This is a genomic window from Streptomyces sp. NPDC107522, from assembly GCF_055657525.1.
Genome location: NZ_JBVKAU010000030.1, coordinates 1 through 22,868, shown reverse-complemented (window position 1 = coordinate 22,868; position 22,868 = coordinate 1). Strand labels below are relative to the sequence as shown.

Below are 22,868 nucleotides of genomic sequence, written 5' to 3'. Positions count from 1 at the left end.
ACCCGATTCGTGAAGATCAATGACGGCACGAAGCAGCCCTGGCACGAGCGATTGCACGCGTTCGGTGGGGCCGGCTGAAGCCGTCGCTCCACAAGCGGGCGCTCAGGTGAGGAGTTCGGCGAGTTGGGCCATCTCGGTGGGCGGGTCGATCACCGGTTGGATGAGGAGCTCATCGACGCCTGCCTGTTCCAGGGCGGTGATGCGGGTGCGGAGGTTGTCGCGGGTGCCGACGAGGGCCACGCTGTTCATCAGCGAGGGCAGGATCAGGTCCCGGTCGTGTGGTGCGATGCGTCCGAGATAGTTGGGGTAGAGCTTGGTGTACCGGTCCGGCGCGGTTGCGGTGGTGCCACGCCGGTCGAGGAGTTGTCGGACCGCCTCGCGTTGGTCGGGGCCGAGTTGCCTGGCGAAGGCGGGTGTGTCGGCGGCGAAGTCCAGCAGTGACAGGACGAGGTGACCTGTCGTGTCCCGGGCCGCGTCGCTGTCGGAGTTCTCGTTGTCGCGCAGCAGGTGGAGCGCGGTGACCACGTAGGAGTCGGGGGCGCGGAGCGTGCCGTGGGCGGCTTGGCGGCGGGCGGCGTGCAGCGCGTGCCAGGCGGTGGGGTCGAGCAGGCCGAAAGAGACGAGGCCGGCGCCGCGGCGGCCGGCGACGGCGGCGGCTTTGGGGCCGTGCACTGCGGCCACGACGAACTCGATCGGATCGGTGGTGTTCACGTGCGCCCCGGTGCAGGAACCGGATGTCGCGAACCCGATCTCCTTCGCGGTACTCGGTCGAGCGCCCGGCACACAGATCTTGCAGTGCCGCGGTGAAGTTCTCCAGCGCAGCCGCCGTGGTCGGCTGCATGCCCAGAGTGCGCCGAGCGGTGTTTCCGGTCCCGACCCCGCAGATGATCCGGCCCGGTGCCAGGGCATTGAGGCTGGCGAACCCGCTCGCTGCGGCCGGGGCCGAGCGCAACGCCGGTGAGGTCACGCCGATGCCGAGCCGGATGCGACGGGTGGCCTTCGCACACAGACTCAAGGCGATGAAGGGGTCACCGTGGACCATAGGGGGTGTCATTGACCCAGAAGCTGCGCAAGCCCAACTCCTCAGCCTGCACGGCGAGATCCTCCACACCGGGGTGCGCGGCGACCACGACGCCTGCACGGATCAGACCTCCGAGGTACGAGGATCGGATCGAGTTTGCTCATGCTGGCAGGTCCCAGGGCTGAAGCCCATGGGCCGTGACGCCATTGACGGAACCACCAGGACGGCTTGAGGCGGGCCGCTTGTGGAGGGACGGCTTCAGTTGGCCCCACCAGACGGATACGGTCGCTCGTGCTGGGGCTGCTTGTGTAAGGCGTTGCCCGGTTGAGGGCTGGTGGCTGCCCGTGGAGACGTCGGCCCGGGCTGAGTTCTCGTTCTTCGGCTCACCCGTATGGTCGGTCGGCTGATCAGACAGTTGGTCGGCCGGCTCCCGGTCAGTCAGCGGGCAGGCCGAACCAGCGCAGGAGTACGGGTCGTGCGTCGGCGGGGGCGTCCTCAGGGCCGCGGGCGTAGCGTGCGAGCAGGGCCAGGTAGTCGTCATGGAATGCGTCCAGCTCGTCCTTCGTGAGGTGGATGAGGCTACGTGAACCCCGCATCCAGCCTTCGGAGTGCGCTTGTCCGGCGGTGAACTGCCGGGCGAGCTCGACGTCCTCCTCCATCCTCATCCGGTCCAGCTCGGCCGACATGGCGCGCTCGGCCTCCGTCAGCTCGTCCTGCGGCGGTCTGCGGATGTCGAGGCCGCGCACTCCGCGCCACCAGCGTTCCCGCCCGGTGGAGCGCTCGGGGATGTCCTCGATGAGACCACTGCGCTCCAGCATGCGCAGGTGGTAGCTGAGCGTGCCGGTGTTCTCGCCGAGGGCGGCGGACAGGGTGGTTGAGGTGGCCGGGCCCGCTGCGCCGAGCTGGCGCAGGATACGCAGGCGCAGGGGATGCGAGAGGGCTTTGAGTACCTCGGGGCTGTCGACGGTGCGCCGCCCTGCGGCCGCCGCTCTGCGCTCTTTCGTCATGGCGGCAGTCTAGCCGGAGAGCAGCATTTTCTCTGCAGGGCTTTCTCTGCAGAGAAATCTCTGCAATACTGTCGTGTATGATGCCGAACCGCGTGACCCTGAATCACACAGTCCGCCGCTTCACAAGTGCTGTCGCGGGGGCTCTCCTTGCCGGACTCGCCCTGGGTGCCGCACCCGCGCATGGAACCGAACCGGCCGCGGACCTGCCCGAGTTCGACTTCTCCGCCTGTCCGACCGTCGATGAGCTGCCCGCAGGGGCGGACCCCGGGACCTGGCGCTGCGAGGTCATGCACGCCACCGGGCATCTGCGCATGGGCGCCGTCGACGAGCCGCTCACCGAGTCAATGAAGATCACCTTTGCGGAAGGCCGTGTGGACGGTGAATTCCGCCAGGTCTTCGGGGAGATGACCGCTGCGCCGATCCGGGTGGGAGGCACCCCGTTGACCCTGACTCCGCAGTACGGCGGCTACGCGGACTTCCTGTCCGACGACACCCGGCGCGGCGAGTTCGACATCAAGTTCGCCATCGGCTCGGCGCACGGGCCGGCGGCCCGGCCGTCGTCGGGCTGCTCGGTGGGCAGCGATGAGGACGCGGTGCACCTGGTGCTGAAGGACACCGATCCCACCCGGGTGATATCCAGGGACCCCCTGGTCGTCGCCTTCGGCGCGCAGGACGCGGAGTTCGCTGCCCCGGGCACTCGTGGCTGCGGCCGGCTGAGTCGCGTGCTCGACCGGGCCCTGGGCCTGCCGTCCGCGGCGGGGGCGAATGCCTTCGACATGGATGTCACAGTGGCCATCCGGCCCTACATGTAGATCGGCTCGGTGAGTGACTGTCCATACCCTTGGGTCGGGGGCCTTCGGCGGGCAAGTGACGACCGGATGCCGCTTCACCTGAAAGATGACCACGGTCGGCTCCCTACCAGCGCATGCCCAGCGCGGTGAGCGTGTCCTTCAAGTCGTGGGGGTGGCTGGCTTGCCGGCGCACACGTTGTTGATCCAGGCGCCGAGGCCGACGTTGGTTGCATCGGCGGGCTCGCGGCCCGGGCCGCGCAGCGGCGTGAGGTGGGGCGGCTACGCGGCGACCGGGAACGATGCCTTGGCGTTCGAGGCTGAGCTGGTCCGTGTGGGCGTCCTTGCGTAAGTGATCGCGGAGCAGGCGCTGGTGGGTCGCGTCGAGTTCGCCTTGCAGGTAGGACACGACGCGGTTCTGGTTGGCGGTGGTCATCGTGATGATGTGGCTCAGGGGACCTCATGTGGCAGCGGGTGCCGACAAGGCGCCGTGCGGGGGCGTCCGTAGAGAGACAGCGGCGGAGGACTCCCACTCAAGGGACATCTTTGATGCTGCAGCGGAAGCGGTGGACGGCATCCTCCTACCCACCGGAGTGCCCTGCTGGGCCAAACAATGCTCGAAGTAGGCGATCCACGCGGGCAAGTCCAGCTGGAGCAGGCAGGAGCAGGCTGCCGCGATCCCTGACGACCGCTACAACTGGGCCGCACCGAGCCGCTTCATGGTCAGCGCCACTACCGGCACTGGAATCTCCGCGAGATGACGGAGTTCCTGGCGGGCGAGGGGCGGGTGAAGGAGGCAGAGCAGCTGTCGGCTCAGATCGCCGACAACGGAGTCCGGGGCCGTGCGTGGTTGGAGATCATCCGGTCCGTGGTCCAGTCAGGTCAGTAGGACAAGGCGGTAGAGGCGATAGGTTCGTCATCCGACAGCCGGGCCTGGCGGCCGCTGGCGCAGGGATAGAGCGCGAGGCGCAAGAGGATGAGAAGGCCGAGCGCTGCCTCGCCGAAGTGTCCGATGAATCCCTTCGCGTGGAGGCGCTACAGGGCCTGGCCCTGGAATACGAGATGGTCGACCAGCCAGCCGACGCGGACCGCATGGTCGATGGGATTCCTGAACCTACCGACCGAGTTCAGACACTTGCCCGGCTGGCCACCGCGTCCGCCGAGTCCGAAGAGCGTCACCTCAGCCTGCTCGAACAAGCACAATCGCTAGCACAGGGCTTGGCGGACTCCGATCGGCCGGAGGCGCTGGCCTGGATCGCGCTCGGGTGGGCACATACAGATGTTGATCGCATGGTGGAGGCAGCTCAGGCGTCGGTGTCCTCTGCGATGGTTACGAGAGGCGCTCCTACGGGCCGGGAGCCCCGAAGCCAACTGGGCTGGCCCATCGAATCGGATTCGGCTGACGCCTAAGCGCTCTCGGAAAACGGAATCGCGGCTGGGGCTGTCTGCTACTGCTCACCCAGCGTGGTGGCGCTTTGGTCGACTTCGACGTCCGAGCGCCGTACGCCAATGAATCGTGTGGGTCGGAAAGGCCGGAGGAGGTCCTGCTCCTGATCGGTAGTGATCTCGGTCGCGGCCAGCCGTCCCAGAATCGGCGCCAGGGTGATCCCGCTGTGCGAGACGAGGCAGTAGACGCGGGACGGCCCCGAAGCGTAGCCGGCGACGGTGTGGCCGTCCGCGGGCAGTGACCGGAAGCCGATGCGCAGGTCGATCACCGGTGCACGGCTGGGATCGGTCAGCAGTGCGGAGAATCGCCGAGCGATGGTGCGTGCAAGGTCACCGTCCGTGGACGGAGGAGCTGCCGGATCGACCTCCGTATTCAGATCAAGAGCCTGCACGACGGTCTGCCCGCCGGCCGCAGGGCGCAGGTTGAGGCCAGGGCTATGGATCACACAGCGCAGGCCGAGTTCCGGGGACTTGGCGTACCCCAGCAGGCCCACGGTCTGCGATCCGCGACTGGTATCCGTCACCATGGGAACGTCGATGCCGGTCCGTGCGGCGAGTTGTTGGGTCCATCGGCCTGCCGCCAGGACGACTCGATCGCCTCTGAGGATTTCGCCTCCGGCCAGGGTGACGGACACTGCGTCAGGCCCTTCATCGATGGCGACGGCCTCTCCCAACACCAACCTGGCTCCGTGCTGCTCGGCCTCTGTCAGAAGGTTCTCCACGAAGACTTCCGGCAGAACGTATCCCTCGCTGGGGAAGTAGGCGATGGACGTGATGGGCACCGGGATCCGGACGGCGCCTGCGATCCGCGTTGCCTCCTCGGGCGTGACCCAGTGCGCGGGGTAGCCGAGGGACTGCAGTCGCTCCACGTTGCCGGCGAGCCATTGTTCGTTCGAGACGTCCGCCCACTGCAGTGCTCCGCTGAGGAAGTACGACGGCGCGCCACGCAGTTGCTCTGCGAGCCTGGTGTGTTCCTCCATCCCCGCGAGGTTCAGCCTGTGGTAAGCGGGGTCGAGCTTCCGGCTTGAGTTGGTCCAGGCAAAGGTGGTCGCGGTGGTGCCGGTGCCGGCTCCCCACTGATCCAGCAGGAGAACTTCCTCGCCGACGACGGCAAGTTGCCTCGCTACGCATAACCCCAACACACCGGCACCGATGACGATGACCTTCATTGGCTGCGTATTCCCTTCTGGCGAAGGCAGGCCGCTCAGAGAGCGGGACGGGAGCTCCACGAATTACTCGGCGGTCCCAGGACGGACGAGGGCCGTGACCACCTCGACTGTGCTTCCGTCACTGGCACGCAACTTCCTGCGCGCGCCTCGACGTCGAGGACTTCGTCCTGACCGACCGTCGTTGCCATAGCGGCAGCATGGAACCGAACACGGCAAATGGACAAGCGCGCCCGGGAGCGGAGTCTCATGAGGGGCACGGGAAACGGCGGTCACCAGGTCGCCCGCTGTCCGGTGACGCCCGTTTGAGGTCTCCTGCCGGGAGGGCCTTCTACGTTGGCTGGAGTGGTGGAGCCGCCATGGAGCTTGGCGTCGTCGCGCCTTCTTTCGACTAAGCAGCGGTAGCACGCCCGGAGCATGGCGTCCGAATATGCCCGCCCAGCTTGGGCGTTGATGGCCCGTCGAGTTCCACGACGCCCGGAGCCTCGCCTACTGCGAGGGGCAACGGGGCAGGCGCGGCGTCGTGTTCTACCTGGTGATGAGGTCGGTCACCGCTCGGATGCCGCCCTCGGTGAGGGCGGTGCGTTGTCGGTCCGCGCCGGTTCCGTGCTGTAGGAGGTGGTCGATCAGGGATGTCACCTGCCGGGTGTCGCCGGAGGCGTCGAGGGCGGGGGTGATGTGGAAGAGGAGTTGGCGCAGTACTTCGCCGGCTGGGCGGGTGTTGCCGTCCAGGTCGACGAGGGTGTCGCTCAGACCATGACGGGCGGCGTGCCACAGGCTCGCGCGTAGCAGCTCAGGGGCGCACTCGGGGGCGGGGGCGTCGGCCGAGACCGCGTCGAGTTCCGTCTGGACGAGGGCCCGCACCACGCCCGCGAGCTTCACCGCGTCATCGACACGCAACTGGACGTCCAGGCACCGCACCTCCAGGGTGGGATACGGGGCCGAGAGACGGGCCAGCCAGTACAACTGCCCGATGTCCGAGATCAGCCCGCTCTTCAGCAGCCGTTGCACGCGCCGGTCGTAGTCGGCCACGTCGTGGAAGTGCGGGGGCATGCCGCTGACCGGCCAACGGCCGAAGATCACCGTGCGCCAGCTGGCGAAGCCGGTGTCATGGGCGTCCCAGAGGGGTGAGTTCGCCGACATGGCCGTGAGCGTCGGCAGCCACACCCGGAGCCGGTTCATGAGCTGCAGCCCTTCTTCGCGGCTGGGCACCGCGACATGGACGTGCATGCCGTTGACCAGCTGGTCGGCCACCAGCTGCGGCGCCTGCGCGCGCATGGCGCGGTAACGGTCCTTGTCGGTGACGGCCACGGGGCGCCTGTGCCGCAGCGGGGAGGTTCCGCAGGGTGCGAGCCTGCAGCCGTGCCGTTCGGCAGCCGTCCCGACGGCGTTCCGCAACCGCAGCAGATGCCCCCTGACCTCCTCCAGGGACTCGCACACCGGGGTGGCCACTTCGACCTGAGCCTGCAGCAGCTCGCTCTGCACCTCCTCATCGGCCACGAACGGCGCGAGCCCGGCCGTGGCGCGCACCTTGTCGGCGAGCGGCACAGGCAGCCCCGTGACCGGGTCGAGCAACAGGTACTCCTCTTCCACACCGATCGTCGTCATCGGCCGCCTTCTGTTCCGCCCCCGTCGCCGGAGTCCTGATCTCACCGTGCTGGTCACCTGCTCACCCCCGACGGGTGCGCGCTCACCGGTGCACCGAGTGCCTCGATCACCGCAGGAGAAACCGGTCTCGCTGACCCGCATTTCGGATCCCGTCGTGCTCACCGCCCACCACATGCCGTCCGCACCTCACTGAAAGGAGTGGTTGACACGACCGCCACGGGAGAAGGCGGCGCGACGAGGAACGCTCCGACCATTGACGTCGGCGCACTGGATGCCGCGTTTGCCGAACCACGGGCGAGGTTCCGCCGGCCTTCCCCGCACGCGTGGCCGACGCCGTCCGCGAGGACCGGCCGGTGTGGGTCGGCAGCCAGGAGGAGATGGCTCGCTCCTCTGCGCGCACCGCGGTGGCCCTCCCGTACCCGTCGGCGCTGGTGGCCGCGCCGGTGACCGGCGTGCGGTCGTGGGGTTCCCTGGTGCTGATCCAGCCGGCCAGGCGCCCGGCTGTTCATGACCAAGCGGGAGTGCGGCAACCCGAATTCCGGTTGCTGACGGCCGGCTCGTCTGCTGGAGGGAACCGTCGAGCGGGGCGCCGCGGTCAGCCGTGAACAGCCACGTGCTGTCTGCGCCGGAACCGGCCGACGGGCGGCGGGCCGGCAGTCGGCCGCCGCCGACTTCGTCGAGCGGCTGCCCGGCGGCGGCTGTGCCGTGGACCTGGAGGAACGCTTCACCTACCAGCACCGTCACACCGGCTTGCGCCGGTCGGGAATGGACCACCTCACGCATCTCGCCGTCGGCCTGACCGAGGTCGCGGGGGTCCAGGACGTCGTCGACCCTGCGCGCCGACCAGATCACGCCCACCTTGGGCGCTCACGGCCTCGCCCACCCCTGCCTGACATCGACCAGGACCTGGGTCACCTCATCGACACGCTGCTGAGTAAGACCGCCACCACCGCGCAGCGCACGGACGACGTCACTCTTCGTGTGCTCCGGTGCGAGGAACGCCGCTGACCACAGGGGGCCCACGGGGCGGGCAACCGCGCGGCGCGGCCGGATCGCGCCGTTGATGAGCGACGGCTGCCGAACGGTGCTTGCCACTCGGGTGCGCGGCGCCATCATGACGACCGGTGACTTCACTGCCGAGGTCAACGCGGTCGCGTCACAGAGACCTGTGGGCCACGGCCGGGAGGCCGCTGCCGCTCAGAAGTCCGTCGGCAGACCGCTCGCCTCGGCGATGCCCCGCAGCTCCTGGTTCTCCCTGTGCTGTTCCTTGACGTAGTCGGCGATTTCGCCGAGGCGGACCGGGTCGGCAGCGGTGTTCGCGTCCGTGACGATCCTGATCGGGTCGGCCTCGTCGACGTCGATCTCGACCAGTTCGTTGTCCAGTCGGCCGGTCACTGCGGTGGCGATGACGAGGGCGGCCTCGTCTCGCACCTCTTGGGGCAGTTCGTCGTCGGACCCTGGGTCGATCGTGAGGTCGACCCTGAAGAGGCGCTCCTCTTCGATCGCCTTCAGCACAGGTGCCACCGCGCGCAGCAGACGGCTGTAGTCCTCCGCGTCCATCTGCAAGCGGAGGAGGTCCAGGTACACGTCCACGGGCCGGCCGTCGCCATATGGAATCTCGGAGTCGTTCATCCCCTTCGGGTTTCCCGTAGGACGCGGTTCAGACCCGTTGCCAGCGGTCCATTGCGAAAGAGAACACATCGAAGAGCACCAGCCTTCTCCGTGACCGAGCCCTGCGCCGCCCGCCGGGCCCCAAGCCCGACCGGTTCGTGCCAACGCACTCGTGTCCATGTGGACCTCCCGGCAATGTGGACCACCCGGCAATCTGCATGCCCCGGCCCAGCCACCACACACGCTGCCTGCCGCCGGCCGGGCCGTACCTCATACACGGCACGGCGCCGACATCACAGACCACCACCCGCGCAGCGCGCCGACCGCACTCATCCCCACCCATGCGGCGCCCGGCACCGTCCTCACCGTGTGGTCACGTGCGCCGCGGCACCAGGCCGCGTGTAAGCCTGCCGCGGGGCGAGAGGCCCGTGGTCGCCCGCGCAGACGACGACCGTCTCCAGCGGTTCACCACAGTCACGGTGACGGACTTCCAGGGGCGGCCCCTCCGGATCCGCCGTGTAGCGGTCGCCCCACTGCTTCAGGGCGAGCATCACCGGCCACAAATCCCAGCCCTTTCGGGTGAGCCGGTACTCGTGACGGGTGCGGTGGCCCGGCTCGCGGTACGGGACCGTATCCAGGACCCCGGCGGCGACCAGTTTGCGCAGCCGGTCCGCCAGCACCGCCTCCGACAGTCCCACATGCCGGCGGAAGTCGTCGAAGCGGCGCACGCCGTTCATGGCGTCGCGCAACACGAGCAGCGACCACTTCTCGCCGATCAGATCGAGGGTGCGCTGCACCGTGCAGTTCTCGGTGCTCGTCTCCAGCCAGGTCATGTCGTCATCGTAGGCTGACTTCGACATTGACAGCCAGCTGTTCACACCACTAACTTCGAATATTGAAGCCAGCTGGAGAGGAAGAGACACATGGCGAGGTCACGCACGATCGAGTGGCAGGATCCGAGCATCTCCGCGGCCGACGTCGGCCTGGAGAGTGGCCTCGACTTCCTGCGCGGCGTGCTGAGCGGACGTCTGCCCGCCCCGCCCATCGCCGCTACGCTCGGATTCACGCTGGAGCAAGTCGAGTTCGGTCACGCCGTCTTCGCCCTGGAGCCGGGGGAGGAGCACTACAACCCCATCGGCAGCGTCCACGGCGGCGTCTACGCCACCCTCCTCGACTCGGCCGCGGGCTGTGCGGTGCAGTCGGTGCTTCCGGTCGCCATGGGGTACACCTCGCTCGACCTGAGCGTGAAGTTCCTGCGCCAGGTCACCGTCGACACCGGCAAGGTCCGTGCCGTCGGTACCGTTCTCAACCACGGCCGCCGCACGGCCCTGGCACAAGCCGAACTGCTCGACTCCGAGGACCGCTTGCTCGCCCATGCCACGAGCAGTTGCCTGCTCTTCCCCATCCCGCCGAGCTGACAGCGGCAACAGCACGACCGCGTGTTCGTCGCCCGACTCCAGGTGAACCGTCCATGACGACCGCCGCCGTACGCGCCGTAGCTCACCAGCCCTGCGCAACGTCCTTGACGAACGGGATGCCGTCGATGGCCGTCAGGTGGGCCGGATCCGAGCGGGGCGTAGCCGCACCCGGGGGGCAGGCGGGGTGCGACGCGGTGCACCTGCGGACGCCGCCGCGGGGTTCTGGCCGTTCCTCCGGCGTCCACTGCTGCGGGGAGGCCAGACCCGCGGGGCACCCGCCGTCCTCTGGCCGAGCGTGAGCATCGCCTCGGTGACCTCGCCGACCGCCGCATCGGGGATCGCGGTGGCGGCCCCCTCGAGGACGAGCAGCCGTGCCCCGGGGATCTCGCGCGCGATCACCTCGCGATCGCGCCGACGTGGAGCGGATGGTCCCACCCGGCCCGCTGGAAGCGGTGGATATCGGTGTGCTCGTCGACCGAGACCGTGAGGCCCTTGCCATCGAGGCGGTCACGCCAGGCGGTGAGTTCTACGGCACGTGCGGCCGCCTCAGCCACCGGTAGGTCCAGCCACCCGTGTGGCCCGTCGACGCCGTACTGTGCGATCCGCTCACCACCGAACTGCGCATGCGCGTCGTCCGCGTACAGGCCCCAGTAGAAGACATCGGCGAGCCCGTCGGCCGGCTCGTCGTCCATTCCCGTCCACGCGTCCAGCCCTGCGGCGTCGCCGACCACCATGCCACACCGGTCGACGGGCAGGTCCCCGAGCCGGACCGGTATCGACCGGTTTGTCGTCTCGGGCCAGAGAAGACCGAGGCTGATCTCCAAGGTCGCGATCGTCGGCTCCCCGTCGAACGGAGACGGCGAGGTACTCGCCCGCACTCTCAAAGGCCGGTCGGCCGCTGCCGGGACCGCAACCGCCTCGCACAACCACTCACGAAGGTGGCCCCCTCCGTTTGCCGCAGCCGTCCTTGCGCGCTCGGACAGGGGCTGACCCAGTTCTCGCCACTGGTCGATCCCTCCGGCCATGCCAAGCACCAGCACACCAGACGGCGCATCGACAGTTCCCAGGTCGACGAAGGTCTCAGACATGCGCCGATTGTGTCTTCCCTGTACGACAAGCGTCCGCACAGGGTGTCGGTGCCCACCGCTGGGTTGCTGCCCTGTCGCAGCCAATACGGCAGTTGACGTGACGCTGAATTGCATAGGTGCCAAAGGTTCTGGGAGTGGGGCTTGTGACGTTCTCAAATGGTCTGACTTTCGCCGAAGTGGTGATGGCGCCAGGTGGCTCGTCCTTGTCAGTGGCGCCTGGGAGGGTGCTCTTCGTGAACCTTGAGAAGTTCTGGGAACTTGTAGAGACGTGTCGCCGACAGGCAGATGGCAGGGATGCGCGACTTGCGTGGCTTCGTTCCGATTTGTCGCGCAGGTCGCTGGCGGAGATCGTTGAGTTCCAGATGTGCCTGGACCAGGTGACCCGTCAGGCTTTCACCTGGGAGCTGGTGGCTGCGGCGGAGCGGATCTTCGGCGGCCGGTGTTCGGATGACGACTTCTGCTACTTCGGCCTCTGGATGGTCGGGCTGGGCCAAGACGCATTCGGGCGAGCCGTGTTTGACCCTGATGCTCTGGCCGACACTCCTGAGGTCCTGCGCCTGGCGGGGCGAACTTGGAGGACATGGGGTGACGACTGGCCCGGGTGGGAATCGCTCGACTATGTGGCATTGGAAGCCCATGGGCTTGTGACTGGGGATCTCGACGAGTGCGGGGATGCTTTCTATGCGGCTGTGGAGACCCGGCGGGGTGAGCACGCGGTCAGTCAGGGCCTGGCGGGGCAGCGCTGGAATGTTCGGGATGAAGACGAGGCGGCTCGCAGGCTGCCAAGATTGAGCGTCATGTTCCCGCTCAGTGTCGATGCATGAGGCGCGACGGGCAGCGTTGTCGATGGAGAACGCCGAGACTTTGGCGTTGTCAACGGGATGGCTTTCGCGGAAGCGTGTGCAGGTCAGCCGTCTCGAATTTGCGTCTACGGCCCGGCGGCAAGGGCTTGTTCAAGTGGACCAAGGCCGGGCGACCGAGACGAGCGCGGTGTGCTTTGGGCTCGATGTTCCCGGTCCGGTTTCGGCAACGCGATCGTCGGAGGACCGCGGTGGCGGGACGTGCACCCTTCACGGCGGCGGGAGTGCAGGGAGGAGTTGCGGTGCCATGTGTGTGCAGCAAGCCAGCCGCACCGCGCTGAAGCACCTGTTGCTCGCCAGGCTTCAGACCGAATCTAACGGCGGACGGCTGGGAGGGATACCTCACGGCTCAGCCACCTCTGTGTCTGGAACACGCGAAGGCCGCGGTCGAGCAGTGCGGACACCTCCTATGGGGCGGAGCCGTTGCACTGCGGCTCAGGGTCCCGCGGCTGTACGGAGTTGTCGGGATTCCCTGCCGCACAGGTCCCGACAGACGACCTGAGCCGCGGACGCCAAGGCCCGTCGGGGACCGATGCGGAGATGACGTCCTGAACTGGGGCTTCCTCCGGTCGCGAGGACCGCCGCGCCCGTGGGCGACAGGTCCTGAGACCTCCCCCGAGGAGGAAGCGGCGCCTCGCGCGCCCCGACCGCCCTCAAGGCGGAAGAGCGGCGGCCGGCCCACTCAACCCCCCAACCCGACACCACCTGACGGTCACGATCACTGCTATGGGCCGTGAGCCGGACCGCCGCCTGCGGCCTGGGGGCGGTTTCTGGACGGCCCCTCTACGTGAAAGAACCGGATCGGGCTGCTGGCGTCACCTCCTGCACGTCCCAAGCGGTTGCCGACGTGGTAGGTTATAGGTCGACCACTAACGTAGGAGTTGAGATGACAGTCAAGGAAAGCGACGCCGCACGGCGTGCCGCTGCTCAGCACGCCCTGGCCGAGCACCTGCGCCTCACCGCCGCCGGGCGCGTCGAGGAATGGGTGGAGCTGTTCGCCCCGGACGCGGTGCTCGAGTTCCCGTACGCGCCGGCCGGCGTGCCCCAGCGGGTGACCGGGCGCGACGCACTGGTCGCGCACATGAGCAACTTTCCCGAGACCTTCGACGTGGATTTCGTCGACCTCGTCTTCCACGACACGGTCGATCCGAGTCTGGTGATCGCCGAATTCCGCTCGAAGGGCACGGCGCTGCCGACCGGCAAGCCGTACGAGCAGACGTGCATCTCCGTCGTGCGGACCGATGACGACGGGCGCATCACCCACTACCTGGACTACTGGAACCCGCTGGTGGCGATCGAGGCGCTCACGCCCGACGACGTGCCGTCCGACTCCGACCTCAGCGTGACGTTTGGGGGCTGAGGGGAGCCGTGCTTGACTGACGCCCATGCCTGCCGCCGGTACCAGCACGAAGAGCGACGAACGACGCCGGGCCATCATGGCCGCCGCGGTCGACTGCTTCGCGCAAAAGGGTTTCTACGGTACGACGACGCACGAGATCGCAGCGTGGGTCGGCGTCTCTCAGCCGTACCTCTACCGCCTGTACCCGAACAAAGAAGCGCTGTTCGCGGCGGCGGTCGACCACGTATCGGTCGTCATGACCGACACGCTGGTCGCTCACTCGCCGGCGTCGGGCGGGGCCGGCTTCTCGCCCGAGGCGAGGTTGGATGCCGCACGCGGCGCCTACGCCGCGCTCGTCGCGGACCGGAACATCCTGCGTTTCCTCATGCACGCGAACTGTGCCGTCGGCGAGCCGCTGGTGGCACAGGCCGTGCGCCGGTGCTACGCCAAGCAGGTTGACACCGTTCGGCAGCTGCTGGGCGACGACGACGCCGTGCGGCGCTGGTTCGGCGCCGGAATGCTCGACAACGTGGTCGCCGTGCTGGGTCTGGCCGACATCGACGAGCCGTGGGCGCACGTTCTCACGGCCAGATGACCCGCCCCCGGGGATACGCTTCCCCGTGCTCGCTGTCAGACGCGATCGTTTCACCGGCCACCGTCGGCGTCCCGCCGGACCTCGACGATCGGCAGCAGCTCCCGCGGCTTGGGGCCTGAGGGAGTAGGCGCGTCCACGAGACGTTCCAGGAGCTGGTCGAGTGCGGTCTGGCCGTCGTCGACAGCGGCCCGTTCGTCGTCGGTCAATGGGATCGTGGCCAGCATGCGCTGGAGGTTGTCCTTCGCTTCGAGAGGCTGGCCTTTGCTGGAGTCCTTCGGCGTGTGGAGGTCGCAGCGCGCGCAGGCCAGGCGGGGCAGACGCTGTTCGAAGAACGTGTACGTTCACTAGCCGTGGCCAAGGTCGTAGTGCTGCCACGGTTCACCAGCTGTGGCCGCGCCCGATTCGACTGCCTCGCGGTCGACGAGGACTTCAATGGTGCGGACATTGCGTGCCAAGTACCCAGCGTCTTTGTACGCTTTGGTCAGCGTGCTGGGGCTGATCTTCACGTAGCGCTGCGTGGATTCTGGTGAGCGGTGCCCGAGCCAGGCCTGTAGTTCGAACAGGGTCATGGGCCCCTTGGCGTTGTACAGCTGGCTGGCGATGGTAGAGCGGGCTCGGTGGCTGGTGATGCTGCCGCGGAGGTCGGTTGGCGGAGCGCCGGCCTTGCGGCAGAGCATCGGGATGATGGTGCTGTTGATGTAGCCGCTGGAGACGGCGCGGGCCCGGAGGGAGAACAGGAAGCTGACCTGTTCTCCGGTCTGCCTGTCGGTCTGCTTCGGCTGGTTCGGGCGGACTGCTTGCCAAGCGGTGATCGCCTGTTCGAGCAGCGGTTCCCGAGTTGAGTCGTCGGCGACAGGCGTGCACATTCGAGTCTGGCCCGCCCGGCGCCTGCTGACGACCCCGTGTGGCGCTGTCCCTGGCCGTCGTTGAGCGCACGCCATCGAAGCCTGAGGGTTGTGCGTTTCGTCAGGGATTGGCCGCCAGGATCCAGAGGCTCAGGAGTAGCCCTCCGGCGGCGATTCCGGCGTGGAGAGCCACCCAGAGCCACCAGATTTTCACGGGCATGATGTGCCGGAACCGCGTGTGATGCTCGGCCAGGCCGCTGCGCTGAAGAGTCGGCAAGTCCAGCGAGTCGTGCCGCTGTCCGATGGCCTGGAGGACGGGCGGAACTTGCGAGTAGTAGCTGTTCAACCGCTCTCCGTATTTCCAGCAGGCGACGGCCCCGAACGCCCCGAGGCCGAGCATTGGCAGTGTCACGCCAAGCCAGGACGTCCGGAGACTTCCCTGCTGCGCGAGGAACCCGAGGCCCGCCGCGGTAGCCACGATCACGATGTTGGTCTGCGTTGCTCGCTGGTTCTCCGTGTGGCGTGCCTCCTCTCTTTGGATCTTTAACAGCTCAAGCAGGACATCGGTGTCGTTTGCCATCGGCCCCTTGTGTCGAATCCCAGCAAATCGGAGGAGCTGGCGATACCCAAGAGGGCTCGGGCCTGCTATGGGACTGCACCGACGCCGCTCGCCCGCTCACCCTCGCCTCGGTGGCGGGCGACTGGGAGACGATGGGGGAACTCGTTCTCTTCACCCCCGACCGTCGCAGGCTGATCACCGCAGGTGAAGCGACGACCGAGCTCGACTCGTCCGGGGCAGGGGAGAAGGTGCGCCCGGCGCAGCTCGTCCACTGGGACATACGGCAGGCGGTGGCCGTCGTCGATGACCCGATCAGGGCGGCCTGCGCAGTGACGGGGCAGGGGCTCACCGACGCGGAATGGGACCGGTACGCGGAAGGCTTGCCGCAGGAGCGGACCTGCCCCCGGGGAATGAAGCGGCCTGGCCGATCGTCCACGACGTCCGGTCCGTTGAGCCGGCCCAGGAGGGGCTGGGACTCGAACAAGCGATTTTGGCGGTGCTCCATCCATCGCGGACGAGACTTCCGTGAAACGCCGACGCCTGGAAGGCCAAGCGGCCGCGCCGGGAACAGGCGGCCCTGCCAGCACGGTTGCATCGACTGAGGGACCGGCGCCGCACGGGCGGGGAATTTCGGAGGCCAGAGGGTCGTCCGCCTCACCAGGGTCCGAGTCCCAGGAGCGGTACCCCGCCGCGCGGTCGGACCAAGACGTATTTCTGCAGGAGGACTGTTTCATGACTGACCGGCCTTTGACGCTCATGGCCGTACACGCCCACCCCGACGACGAGGCCACCGGAACCGGCGGGATCCTCGCGCGGCACGCGGCGGAAGGCATCCGCACGGTTCTCGTGACGTGTACCGACGGCGGTTGCGGTGACGGACCGGGGGGTGTCAAGCCGGGCGATCCTGGACACGATCCGGCGGCCATCGCCTTGATGCGCCGTCAAGAACTCGAGGCGAGCTGTGACGTCCTGAAGGTCAGCGATCTGGAGATGCTCGGCTATGCCGATTCCGGGATGATGGGCTGGCCGAGCAACGACGTTCCCGGATCCTTCTGGCAGACCCCCGTGGAGGAAGGCGCGGCCCGGCTCGCGGAACTCATGCGGCATTACCGACCTGATGTGGTCGTCACCTACGACGAGAACGGTTTCTACGGCCATCCCGATCACATCCAGGCCCACCGCATCACGATGGCGGCGCTGGAGATGACTGCGCTGACACCGAAGGTGTACTGGACCACGATGCCCCGCTCGGGGATGCAGCGGTTCGGGGAGATCATGCGCGAGTTCCATCCGGACATGCCCGAGCCGGATCCTGCCGAGGCCGCCGCGATGGCCGAAATCGGCCTCCCCGACGACGAGATCACCACGTGGGTGGACACCACCGCGTTCAGCGGTCAGAAGTTCGACGCGCTGGCCGCACACGCCAGTCAGAGCGAGAACATCTTCTTCCTCAAGATGGGCAAGGAGAGGTTCGGCGAGTTGATGGGCATGGAGACCTTCGTACGTGTCCGGGACGCTACCGGCGCGGCCGTACCCGAGAACGATCTCTTTGCCGGACTGCGCTGATCCACCCATCCGGAGCGGAGCTCGGGCAAGTTCATCGGTCGCACGCGTGATCGAGCGCGTGCACTTCGAGCGGGCATGGGCCGACCCCGAGTCGGGCATCGTCTACTGCCTCTCCGAGGCCCCCTCGGCCGACGCGGTCCAGCGCATCCTCAGGGTCACCTTGCCGGCGCCGTCCCCCGCCCTGCGGTCTTTTCCGGCGCCGGCGGAACCGCCCGCTGAAACAGCTCCCACAGGTCCTCCGGCGCCATCCGCTCGACAAGCGCAGCAGTCATCGCCCCAGACTGTCGCAAGATCACACCAACTGAAGTGGCGCCTAAGACCGCGTCCTACGTGGTGAGGCGGACGTTGACTCCGGTGTGGGGCGGGGAACATGGAGTTGGATCGTTCCGGACGGGCTGTGGCAGATCGCGAAGCCGCTGATCCCACCATCGTGGGTGCGCCCGCAGGGCGGCGAGACGCAGGACACGCCTGATGAGACGCTGTTCGCTGCGACTGTCTACGTGTTGGTCAGTGGTTGTGCCTGGCGGGCTGTGCCCCCGTGCTTCGGGATATCGAAGTCGACCGCTCACCGCCGGTTCCTGATTTGGTCCAGAACTGGTGTGGGGGCGGCTGCACGAGGCCGTGCTGCGACTTTCTTCCTGCTGAACAAGGCTTCGCCGCGTTGCTCGATGAGGCGGGTCTGACGGAGGTTGTCTGCGACACGCTGACCTGGGGCCACCAGACGACGCCTGAGGAGTGGTGGAGGGGACCAGCCGCCGGAGTGGCGACGATCGGCCAGATCGTGACGAGTCAGAACCCGCTGGTCATTGACGAGATCAGAAACCACTTTGAGTCGTTGTGTGCGGAGTTCACAAGTCCGGGCGGTGTACTGATCTCGCCTCACGCCGCCCTGCTGGCGCATGGCCAGGCCTGATGGGGCGCTGCAAAAGTTGGGGGGGCTGAGGCTTCTTTCGTCCAGCTGGCCTCCACCGGTCGGTTGTCGGCCAGCACGGGTTTCCCCGGCCCGGCTGGGGGCGGCCCCCTTCCAGGTGAGTCGCCTGGTCACTTTGCTGTCGCGCAGCCTCTGCTGAGGCCGCCGGTGGAGCCGTTCGACGCCAGCCGCACTTTTGCGCTGTTGGTGGATCGGCGCAGCGGCATCTCGGTTCGCACCGACAGCTGTTCAATGCCGGTCCGTTACAGCGGCCGCCGGGTGCGAGCCGTGCTGCATGCCAATGATCTCGCCGTCTACGACGGCAGCACGGAGATTGCCCGGCACGAACGCTGATCGCCAAAGGCGGGGAATGGCTGGCTCCGGACTACTGCCTGGAGGCCCTGGTGCGCAAGCCGGGCGGCCTGCCGGGTGCGACCGCTCTCGAACAGGCCAAACCCGCAGGGATGTTCACCCCGGTCCACGATGTGTGGTGGGCTGCGGCCTGCGAGGGCGTGTTTCGGATGTGCTTGTCACAGCGACTCGTTGAGGGTCGTGTCGAGGTTTGTGGCCTCGTAGCGGGTGGCATCGTGGCGGCGCGGTTGCGAAGGGCAGTGCGCAGTGACGCCGGGGCCAAGGCTTCCGCGTCCGTGCTGAGCTGCCACAGCGCCCACTCGGCGTGTCGCAGGTCCTGGAACGTCACCTCCAGCCGCAGCCAGCCGTCTGTGTCGGGTTCTGCGGCGCGGACGGCCACCACAGTGTTCAGCAGGTCCTCCCGCCGCGTGGGGTTCACCCGTACCAGCACGGCGATATGGTCGCCGGACAGAAACTGTGCGCAGCGTTCTCGCCAGATCCGGTCCAGATCAACCGTGTTCGGTCGCTGTGCCGGTTCGGGGAGTTCCTCGGCGGCGAGCACCCGTGACAGCCGGTAGGTGCGGTCCGCGCCGGATCTCGTGGCGAGCAGGTAACCCCGGTCGCGTACCGTGACCAGGCCGATCGGGTCCACCGTGCGCCACTGTGGTGCCTGGTCCGTGGCTGCGTAGTGGATGCGCAGTTTGTGTCCGGCGAGCACCGAGCGCCGGATCTCGATCATTGTCGTGCGGGGCACTTCCTCGGTGACCGGCTGGCGTGAGAGCAGGTCGGTCTCGGGCTCGACGAGAAATCGCTGGGCCGCGTCGTTCGCCGGGGCCTGATGGCTTTCGGGTAGCGCGTCAACCACCTTGCGCATGGCCGAAGCGAGCGCTGAGCCGAGGCCGAATGCCTGCTCGCCACGCCCCGATCCGGCGGTCAGCAAGGCAAGGGCCTCGTCTTGGTTCAGTCCGGTGAGCTCGGTCCGGAAACCGGGCATCAGCGCGAACCCGCCGTGCCGACCGCGTTCGGCGTAGACCGGGACGCCGGCTGCGGACAGCGCCTCGATGTCGCGCAGCACGGTACGGGTGGACACCTCAAGCTCGCGGGCCAGCGTGTCCGCGGTCAGCCGACCGCGCTGACGGAGCAGCAGCACCAGCGAGACCAGCCGATCGGCGCGCATACGAGGACCTTATCGAATACATGACCAAGGGTGTCATCTTTTCTTGGGAGGCTCGGGGCATCGGCGTCATCGATGGCGACCGACGCGCCGATGGATGTGTAACTCCCAACGAATCGCATGGAGCTGATGTGGCAGTGGAACGAACGGCAGTCAATCCGGTGTCCTGGTCCGTGGAGATGGGGTTCAACCAGGGTGAGATCGTCTCCGGGCACACCCGGACCCTGTACTGCTCCGGACAGACCGCGATGAGCGGCGAAGGCAAGCCGCAGCATGACGGTGACATGGCCGCACAGCTGGCGCTGAGCCTCGACAACCTGGAGGCCGTGCTCGGCGAGGCCGGCATGTCCCTCGCGAACCTCGTCCGGCTCAATGTCTACACCACAGACGTCGATCTGCTGTTGCCGCACTACGGCGTGCTGGCGTCGAGGTTGGGTGCCGCCGGGGTGGCACCGGCCACCACGATGCTCGGGGTGACACGGCTGGCGATCCCCGGTCAGATGGTTGAGGTCGAGGGGACCGCCGTCGCCTGACGCGACCTCGCTGCCTGCCCGCTCGGGTGATTGCCGGTGCCGAGCGCGACCCGCAAGCATGCCACCGCTCGCTGACCGTCCGGCGATCGGCCGAGCAGCACCGCGTCAAGCCCCAGGAAGTGGATCTATATTCTGTAATGATCTTGCTTCGTGTCACGCCGAGATCTGACGGACGAACAGTGGGTGGTGCTGGAACAGCTGTTGCCCATGGGCAACACGCCCGGCCGGTCGCCGATATGGACGCGTCGGCGGGCTGACCGGCGGCATACGCTTGCGGGTCCGCAATCGGCATCCCCTGGCAGGACATGCCCGAGAAAGGTTCGCGCCGTGGGTGCGCTCAGACGCCCTGTTCCGACGCTGGCAGCGGATCGTCACCGCGCTGCAGGCCCGACCGGACGCCGAGAGTTTGATCACCTGGGACATCAGCGTCTACTCCACCATCTGCCGGGCCCACCAACACGCCGTCGGCGCGAGGAAACAGGGGGGATCTCCAAAAAGGGCCCGCTGGGGTCGCCGTCGAGTCGGCCGGCCACGCACTCGGACCCTCGCGCGGCGGGCTGACCGCCAAGCTGCATCTGGCGGTCGAGTAGCGGCAGAAGCCGATGGCCATCGTGAGCACGGCTGGGCAGCGCGGCGACTCCCCGCAGGCAGATCGCCGACTCGACACCTGCGGGCGCCGAGCCCGGCAGCGTCGAGTGACACGTCACATGCCTGGGGATCGAGGTCGGCTACCCTACTCGCCGGTAAGGTCCTCGTGTGCAGTGACAGGGAGGTCGCCGACGGTGCGTCAGCGCAATCTTGAGGAGTCCGTCGTGGTGGACGCCGTGCCGGAGGCCGTCTATCAGCTGGTGGCGCACCTGCCCGACATGGGCCGCTGGAGTCCCGAGTGCCGCCGGGTCTGGGTGCTGCGCCCGCCCGTGCGCACAGGAACGCGCTTCGTCGGCTTCAACCGGCGCGGGCCCTTCGTCTGGTTCACAACGGGCCGGGTCTCGGCGGCGCGGGTGGGTGAGGAGTTCACGTTCGACGTCGGGGTCTTCGGGCTGCCGATCGCCCGCTGGGGCTATCGCTTCGCCGCCGAAGGGACGGGCACCCGCGTGACCGAGACCTGGCAGGACCTGCGCACTGGTCCCGGCGCGCGCCTTGCCGACCTCCTCGGCGTCGTCTTCGCCGGCACCACCCCGGAGCGCCGCATCGCCGTGAACCGCCACGGCATGCGCACAACCCTCACCCGGATCGCGCGGGCAGCAACGCCATCGTCCTGACCTGTGGCCGACGTCCACCAGGAGATCGGTTGCATCATCGGCCGGACAGGCCCCGGCCCCGTCAGCCCGGTGGTCCAAATCGAGGCTCTGTCACGGATCTTGGGGAGCCCTTACGGAGCGTCAACAGGGAACGGCTTCGGCTTCGGCTGCGCTGTCGACACAAGCGTCTTGCTGGTCACCAGGCATCATCGCGAGTAGACGACGAACATGGCAGAAACCCTCTTCGTCCCAGCGCAGGGCCGCGAACTCTGGTAGCCGTCCGACTCGTTCATGAGGAGGTCGCGCGGCTGCACGAGGTGTCCGAGCGGGTGCAGGCGGTACTGGTCGCGGGGGAGGGCGTGGTTGGAGGGGCGCGGGCGTCGGTGGCCTACTTGCCGGCCGTGGCTCTGGCGCCGGGCAGTTTGGATCGACTTGCGGACTTATTGGGGCGGATTCGGTGTCTGCCTGCGCGTCCGTGTCCGTGATCCTATGCTGAGGCTGGAGACGACTTGGGGGGGTATGTCTGATGAGCGCAGTAGGCAGGGGAACGTCCCTGTTTAAGTCGGGTGTCAAGGGGCTCTTGGGGCGTGCTGGTTTCGACATCGTGCGCAGCACCAACAACCTGGGTGGCGTCGATGACTTCCTGCCGTTCGAGGCGACGATGCGGGCTGCACGGGCGGCCGGTCTGTCGGTCGGTGACTACATCGACGAGGTCATGAACGGGACGCCGGGCGCAACCCAGTTCACCATCGATGAGCTAGGTGCTCTCGGGGTGTTCGCGGCAGAACCGGACACGGTGCTGGAGATCGGGCCCGGGTCGGGCCGGTATCTGGAGAAGACGCTGAAGGAGTGTTCACCAGAGCGCTACGAGGTCTACGAGACGGCAGCGTCCTGGGCCGACTATCTGGTGGATACATTCGGCGTGGTCGCCCGGCCGACTGCAGGAAGCAGTCTCGCTCCGACGCCCGATGGCAGCATCGACCTCGTCCAGGCCCATAAGGTCTTCAACACCGTGACCTTCCTGTGTGCCTGCCGCTACTTCTTCGAGATGGCGCGGGTCACGCGCCCCGGTGGCCGGATTGTCTTCGATGTGATGACTGAGGCCTGCCTGGAGCCGGCCGCGGTACGCGCCTGGGCGACGCAGGGTGGGGCGGGGCACGACTCCTACCCGGCCGCCATGCCTCGCCGGACATGCGTGGACCTCTTCGCGACCTTCGGCTGCAGCCTGGAGGCCAGCTTCCTCGCGCCCATGGGTGTCGCCTTCACGGAGGTGCTTGTCTTCGCAAAGGCGGCTTGACCCTCAGAAGGCTTCCGCTTGCCAATCGGCGGGCTGGGGGTCGCACCGATCTCACACCACGGCGCCGGGAGGGTTGGTTCGCCGACCTCGACGACCACTTGATCGAGCCGTTTGGTGCATGGCCGCCCGGGGTGTTCGACGCGCTGGTCGCGTCCCGCTCGCCGCTCCCGGAGGAGCGCAAGCGGCTGCGGCAGGCACACGGCCTGACGCTGGACGACGTGGCCGGCGCACTGAAGGTGCGCCGGGCCACGGTGTCCGGCTGGGAGTCGGTCAAGAAGCCGACCGAGCCGCGCGGCCCGGAGCGCGAGGCTCAAGCAGCTCGCAGAGCTCTACCCCGTCCCCACTGCAGAGGCCTAGGTGTGCTGACCGGACAGGTTGGTGACGCGGCTGGCTGGGGTGTGGCCGCCGATGCCGGTGTGGGGTCGGTGGTAGTTGTACCAGTCCA

General features: G+C 67.8%; 21 protein-coding genes and 6 pseudogenes. 15 read left to right on the top strand and 12 right to left on the bottom strand.

Annotated elements, in window-relative coordinates; genetic code table 11:
- Positions 1 to 102: 102 nt before the first annotated feature.
- Positions 103 to 1,145 (bottom strand): annotated as a pseudogene (locus ACZ7L6_RS42440) (LLM class flavin-dependent oxidoreductase).
- Positions 1,146 to 1,455: 310 nt separating this feature from the next.
- Complete coding sequence (locus tag ACZ7L6_RS42435) at positions 1,456 to 2,028, bottom strand: ArsR/SmtB family transcription factor (RefSeq protein WP_471933723.1); 573 nt, start codon at positions 2,026 to 2,028, stop codon at positions 1,456 to 1,458.
- Positions 2,029 to 2,120: 92 nt separating this feature from the next.
- Between ACZ7L6_RS42435 and ACZ7L6_RS42430 the strand changes: the two genes are divergently transcribed.
- Both ACZ7L6_RS42430 and ACZ7L6_RS42425 read left to right on the top strand, forming a co-directional pair.
- Positions 2,121 to 2,840 (top strand): hypothetical protein, encoded by a 720-nt coding sequence (locus tag ACZ7L6_RS42430; protein ID WP_471933721.1) that lies wholly within the window; start codon positions 2,121 to 2,123, stop codon positions 2,838 to 2,840.
- Between the two features lie 733 nt (positions 2,841 to 3,573).
- Entirely contained in the window at positions 3,574 to 3,705 is a 132-nt protein-coding gene (locus ACZ7L6_RS42425; RefSeq protein ID WP_471933719.1) for a hypothetical protein, read from the top strand.
- A 559-nt stretch (positions 3,706 to 4,264) separates the two neighbouring features.
- Here the strand turns inward: ACZ7L6_RS42425 and ACZ7L6_RS42420 are convergent.
- Both ACZ7L6_RS42420 and ACZ7L6_RS42415 read right to left on the bottom strand, forming a co-directional pair.
- Positions 4,265 to 5,431 carry an NAD(P)/FAD-dependent oxidoreductase gene (locus tag ACZ7L6_RS42420; protein ID WP_471933717.1) on the bottom strand — a complete coding sequence of 389 codons (1,167 nt, stop codon included), beginning with the start codon at positions 5,429 to 5,431 and terminating at the stop codon, positions 4,265 to 4,267.
- A gap of 525 nt (positions 5,432 to 5,956) precedes the next feature.
- A complete protein-coding gene (locus tag ACZ7L6_RS42415; protein WP_471933715.1) occupies positions 5,957 to 7,036 on the bottom strand; it encodes a carboxylate-amine ligase in 1,080 nt (359 codons plus the stop codon).
- A gap of 705 nt (positions 7,037 to 7,741) precedes the next feature.
- Between ACZ7L6_RS42415 and ACZ7L6_RS42410 the strand changes: the two genes are divergently transcribed.
- Entirely contained in the window at positions 7,742 to 8,044 is a 303-nt protein-coding gene (locus ACZ7L6_RS42410; protein WP_471933713.1) for a hypothetical protein, read from the top strand.
- Between the two features lie 189 nt (positions 8,045 to 8,233).
- On the opposite strand, the gene ACZ7L6_RS42405 is transcribed toward ACZ7L6_RS42410, so the two are convergent.
- Together ACZ7L6_RS42405 and ACZ7L6_RS42400 are read right to left on the bottom strand one after the other, a co-directional pair.
- Positions 8,234 to 8,668 carry a hypothetical protein gene (locus tag ACZ7L6_RS42405; protein ID WP_471933711.1) on the bottom strand — a complete coding sequence of 145 codons (435 nt, stop codon included), beginning with the start codon at positions 8,666 to 8,668 and terminating at the stop codon, positions 8,234 to 8,236.
- A 341-nt stretch (positions 8,669 to 9,009) separates the two neighbouring features.
- A complete protein-coding gene (locus ACZ7L6_RS42400) occupies positions 9,010 to 9,480 on the bottom strand; it encodes a winged helix-turn-helix transcriptional regulator (RefSeq protein WP_471933709.1) in 471 nt (156 codons plus the stop codon).
- Between the two features lie 90 nt (positions 9,481 to 9,570).
- Here ACZ7L6_RS42400 and ACZ7L6_RS42395 point away from each other — a divergent pair, with 90 nt between their 5' ends.
- Positions 9,571 to 10,065: a PaaI family thioesterase gene (locus ACZ7L6_RS42395; RefSeq protein WP_471933707.1), complete on the top strand. Its 495-nt coding sequence runs from the start codon at positions 9,571 to 9,573 to the stop codon at positions 10,063 to 10,065.
- A 395-nt stretch (positions 10,066 to 10,460) separates the two neighbouring features.
- On the opposite strand, the gene ACZ7L6_RS42390 is transcribed toward ACZ7L6_RS42395, so the two are convergent.
- Complete coding sequence (locus tag ACZ7L6_RS42390; protein ID WP_471933705.1) at positions 10,461 to 11,153, bottom strand: hypothetical protein; 693 nt, start codon at positions 11,151 to 11,153, stop codon at positions 10,461 to 10,463.
- A gap of 233 nt (positions 11,154 to 11,386) precedes the next feature.
- Between ACZ7L6_RS42390 and ACZ7L6_RS42385 the strand changes: the two genes are divergently transcribed.
- The 3 genes from ACZ7L6_RS42385 to ACZ7L6_RS42375 all read left to right on the top strand — a co-directional run bounded on the left by ACZ7L6_RS42385 (position 11,387) and on the right by ACZ7L6_RS42375 (position 13,947).
- Positions 11,387 to 11,977: a DUF4240 domain-containing protein gene (locus ACZ7L6_RS42385; RefSeq protein ID WP_471933703.1), complete on the top strand. Its 591-nt coding sequence runs from the start codon at positions 11,387 to 11,389 to the stop codon at positions 11,975 to 11,977.
- A 922-nt stretch (positions 11,978 to 12,899) separates the two neighbouring features.
- A complete protein-coding gene (locus tag ACZ7L6_RS42380; RefSeq protein ID WP_471933701.1) occupies positions 12,900 to 13,373 on the top strand; it encodes a nuclear transport factor 2 family protein in 474 nt (157 codons plus the stop codon).
- Positions 13,374 to 13,398: 25 nt separating this feature from the next.
- Positions 13,399 to 13,947 carry a TetR/AcrR family transcriptional regulator gene (locus tag ACZ7L6_RS42375; RefSeq protein WP_471933699.1) on the top strand — a complete coding sequence of 183 codons (549 nt, stop codon included), beginning with the start codon at positions 13,399 to 13,401 and terminating at the stop codon, positions 13,945 to 13,947.
- 50 nt (positions 13,948 to 13,997) lie between these two features.
- Here the strand turns inward: ACZ7L6_RS42375 and ACZ7L6_RS42370 are convergent, their stop codons facing one another.
- The 3 genes from ACZ7L6_RS42370 to ACZ7L6_RS42360 form a co-directional block, all read right to left on the bottom strand.
- Complete coding sequence (locus ACZ7L6_RS42370; protein ID WP_471933697.1) at positions 13,998 to 14,171, bottom strand: hypothetical protein; 174 nt, start codon at positions 14,169 to 14,171, stop codon at positions 13,998 to 14,000.
- Between the two features lie 120 nt (positions 14,172 to 14,291).
- Positions 14,292 to 14,813 (bottom strand): tyrosine-type recombinase/integrase, encoded by a 522-nt coding sequence (locus tag ACZ7L6_RS42365; protein ID WP_471933695.1) that lies wholly within the window; start codon positions 14,811 to 14,813, stop codon positions 14,292 to 14,294.
- A 100-nt stretch (positions 14,814 to 14,913) separates the two neighbouring features.
- Complete coding sequence (locus ACZ7L6_RS42360; protein WP_471933693.1) at positions 14,914 to 15,372, bottom strand: hypothetical protein; 459 nt, start codon at positions 15,370 to 15,372, stop codon at positions 14,914 to 14,916.
- 711 nt (positions 15,373 to 16,083) lie between these two features.
- On the opposite strand from ACZ7L6_RS42360, the gene ACZ7L6_RS42355 reads away from it, so the two are divergent.
- Both ACZ7L6_RS42355 and ACZ7L6_RS42350 read left to right on the top strand, forming a co-directional pair.
- Positions 16,084 to 16,917: a PIG-L family deacetylase gene (locus ACZ7L6_RS42355; RefSeq protein ID WP_471933691.1), complete on the top strand. Its 834-nt coding sequence runs from the start codon at positions 16,084 to 16,086 to the stop codon at positions 16,915 to 16,917.
- Between the two features lie 7 nt (positions 16,918 to 16,924).
- Positions 16,925 to 17,065 (top strand): annotated as a pseudogene (locus tag ACZ7L6_RS42350) (nickel-binding protein); the annotation flags it as partial.
- Here ACZ7L6_RS42350 and ACZ7L6_RS42345 read toward each other — a convergent pair.
- A pseudogene (locus ACZ7L6_RS42345) lies at positions 17,066 to 17,189 on the bottom strand (IS5/IS1182 family transposase); the annotation flags it as partial.
- 84 nt (positions 17,190 to 17,273) lie between these two features.
- On the opposite strand from ACZ7L6_RS42345, the pseudogene ACZ7L6_RS42340 reads away from it, so the two are divergent.
- Positions 17,274 to 17,544 (top strand): annotated as a pseudogene (locus tag ACZ7L6_RS42340) (transposase); the annotation flags it as partial.
- A gap of 451 nt (positions 17,545 to 17,995) precedes the next feature.
- On the top strand, positions 17,996 to 18,181 hold the full coding sequence (locus tag ACZ7L6_RS42335) for a Mu transposase domain-containing protein (RefSeq protein ID WP_471933689.1): 186 nt from the start codon (positions 17,996 to 17,998) through the stop codon (positions 18,179 to 18,181).
- Positions 18,182 to 18,410: 229 nt separating this feature from the next.
- Here the strand turns inward: ACZ7L6_RS42335 and ACZ7L6_RS42330 are convergent.
- Positions 18,411 to 19,355: pseudogene (locus tag ACZ7L6_RS42330) on the bottom strand (helix-turn-helix transcriptional regulator); the annotation flags it as partial.
- Between the two features lie 134 nt (positions 19,356 to 19,489).
- Here ACZ7L6_RS42330 and ACZ7L6_RS42325 point away from each other — a divergent pair.
- From ACZ7L6_RS42325 to ACZ7L6_RS42310, 4 genes and pseudogenes are all read left to right on the top strand, one after another.
- The gene (locus tag ACZ7L6_RS42325) at positions 19,490 to 19,885 is read left to right on the top strand and encodes a RidA family protein (RefSeq protein ID WP_471933785.1); all 396 of its coding nucleotides are present in this window, start codon (positions 19,490 to 19,492) and stop codon (positions 19,883 to 19,885) included.
- Between the two features lie 782 nt (positions 19,886 to 20,667).
- Entirely contained in the window at positions 20,668 to 21,147 is a 480-nt protein-coding gene (locus ACZ7L6_RS42320) for an SRPBCC family protein (protein WP_471933687.1), read from the top strand.
- Between the two features lie 505 nt (positions 21,148 to 21,652).
- On the top strand, positions 21,653 to 22,423 hold the full coding sequence (locus ACZ7L6_RS42315; protein ID WP_471933685.1) for a methyltransferase domain-containing protein: 771 nt from the start codon (positions 21,653 to 21,655) through the stop codon (positions 22,421 to 22,423).
- A 131-nt stretch (positions 22,424 to 22,554) separates the two neighbouring features.
- Positions 22,555 to 22,771: pseudogene (locus ACZ7L6_RS42310) on the top strand (helix-turn-helix domain-containing protein); the annotation flags it as partial.
- Positions 22,772 to 22,868: the final 97 nt, after the last annotated feature.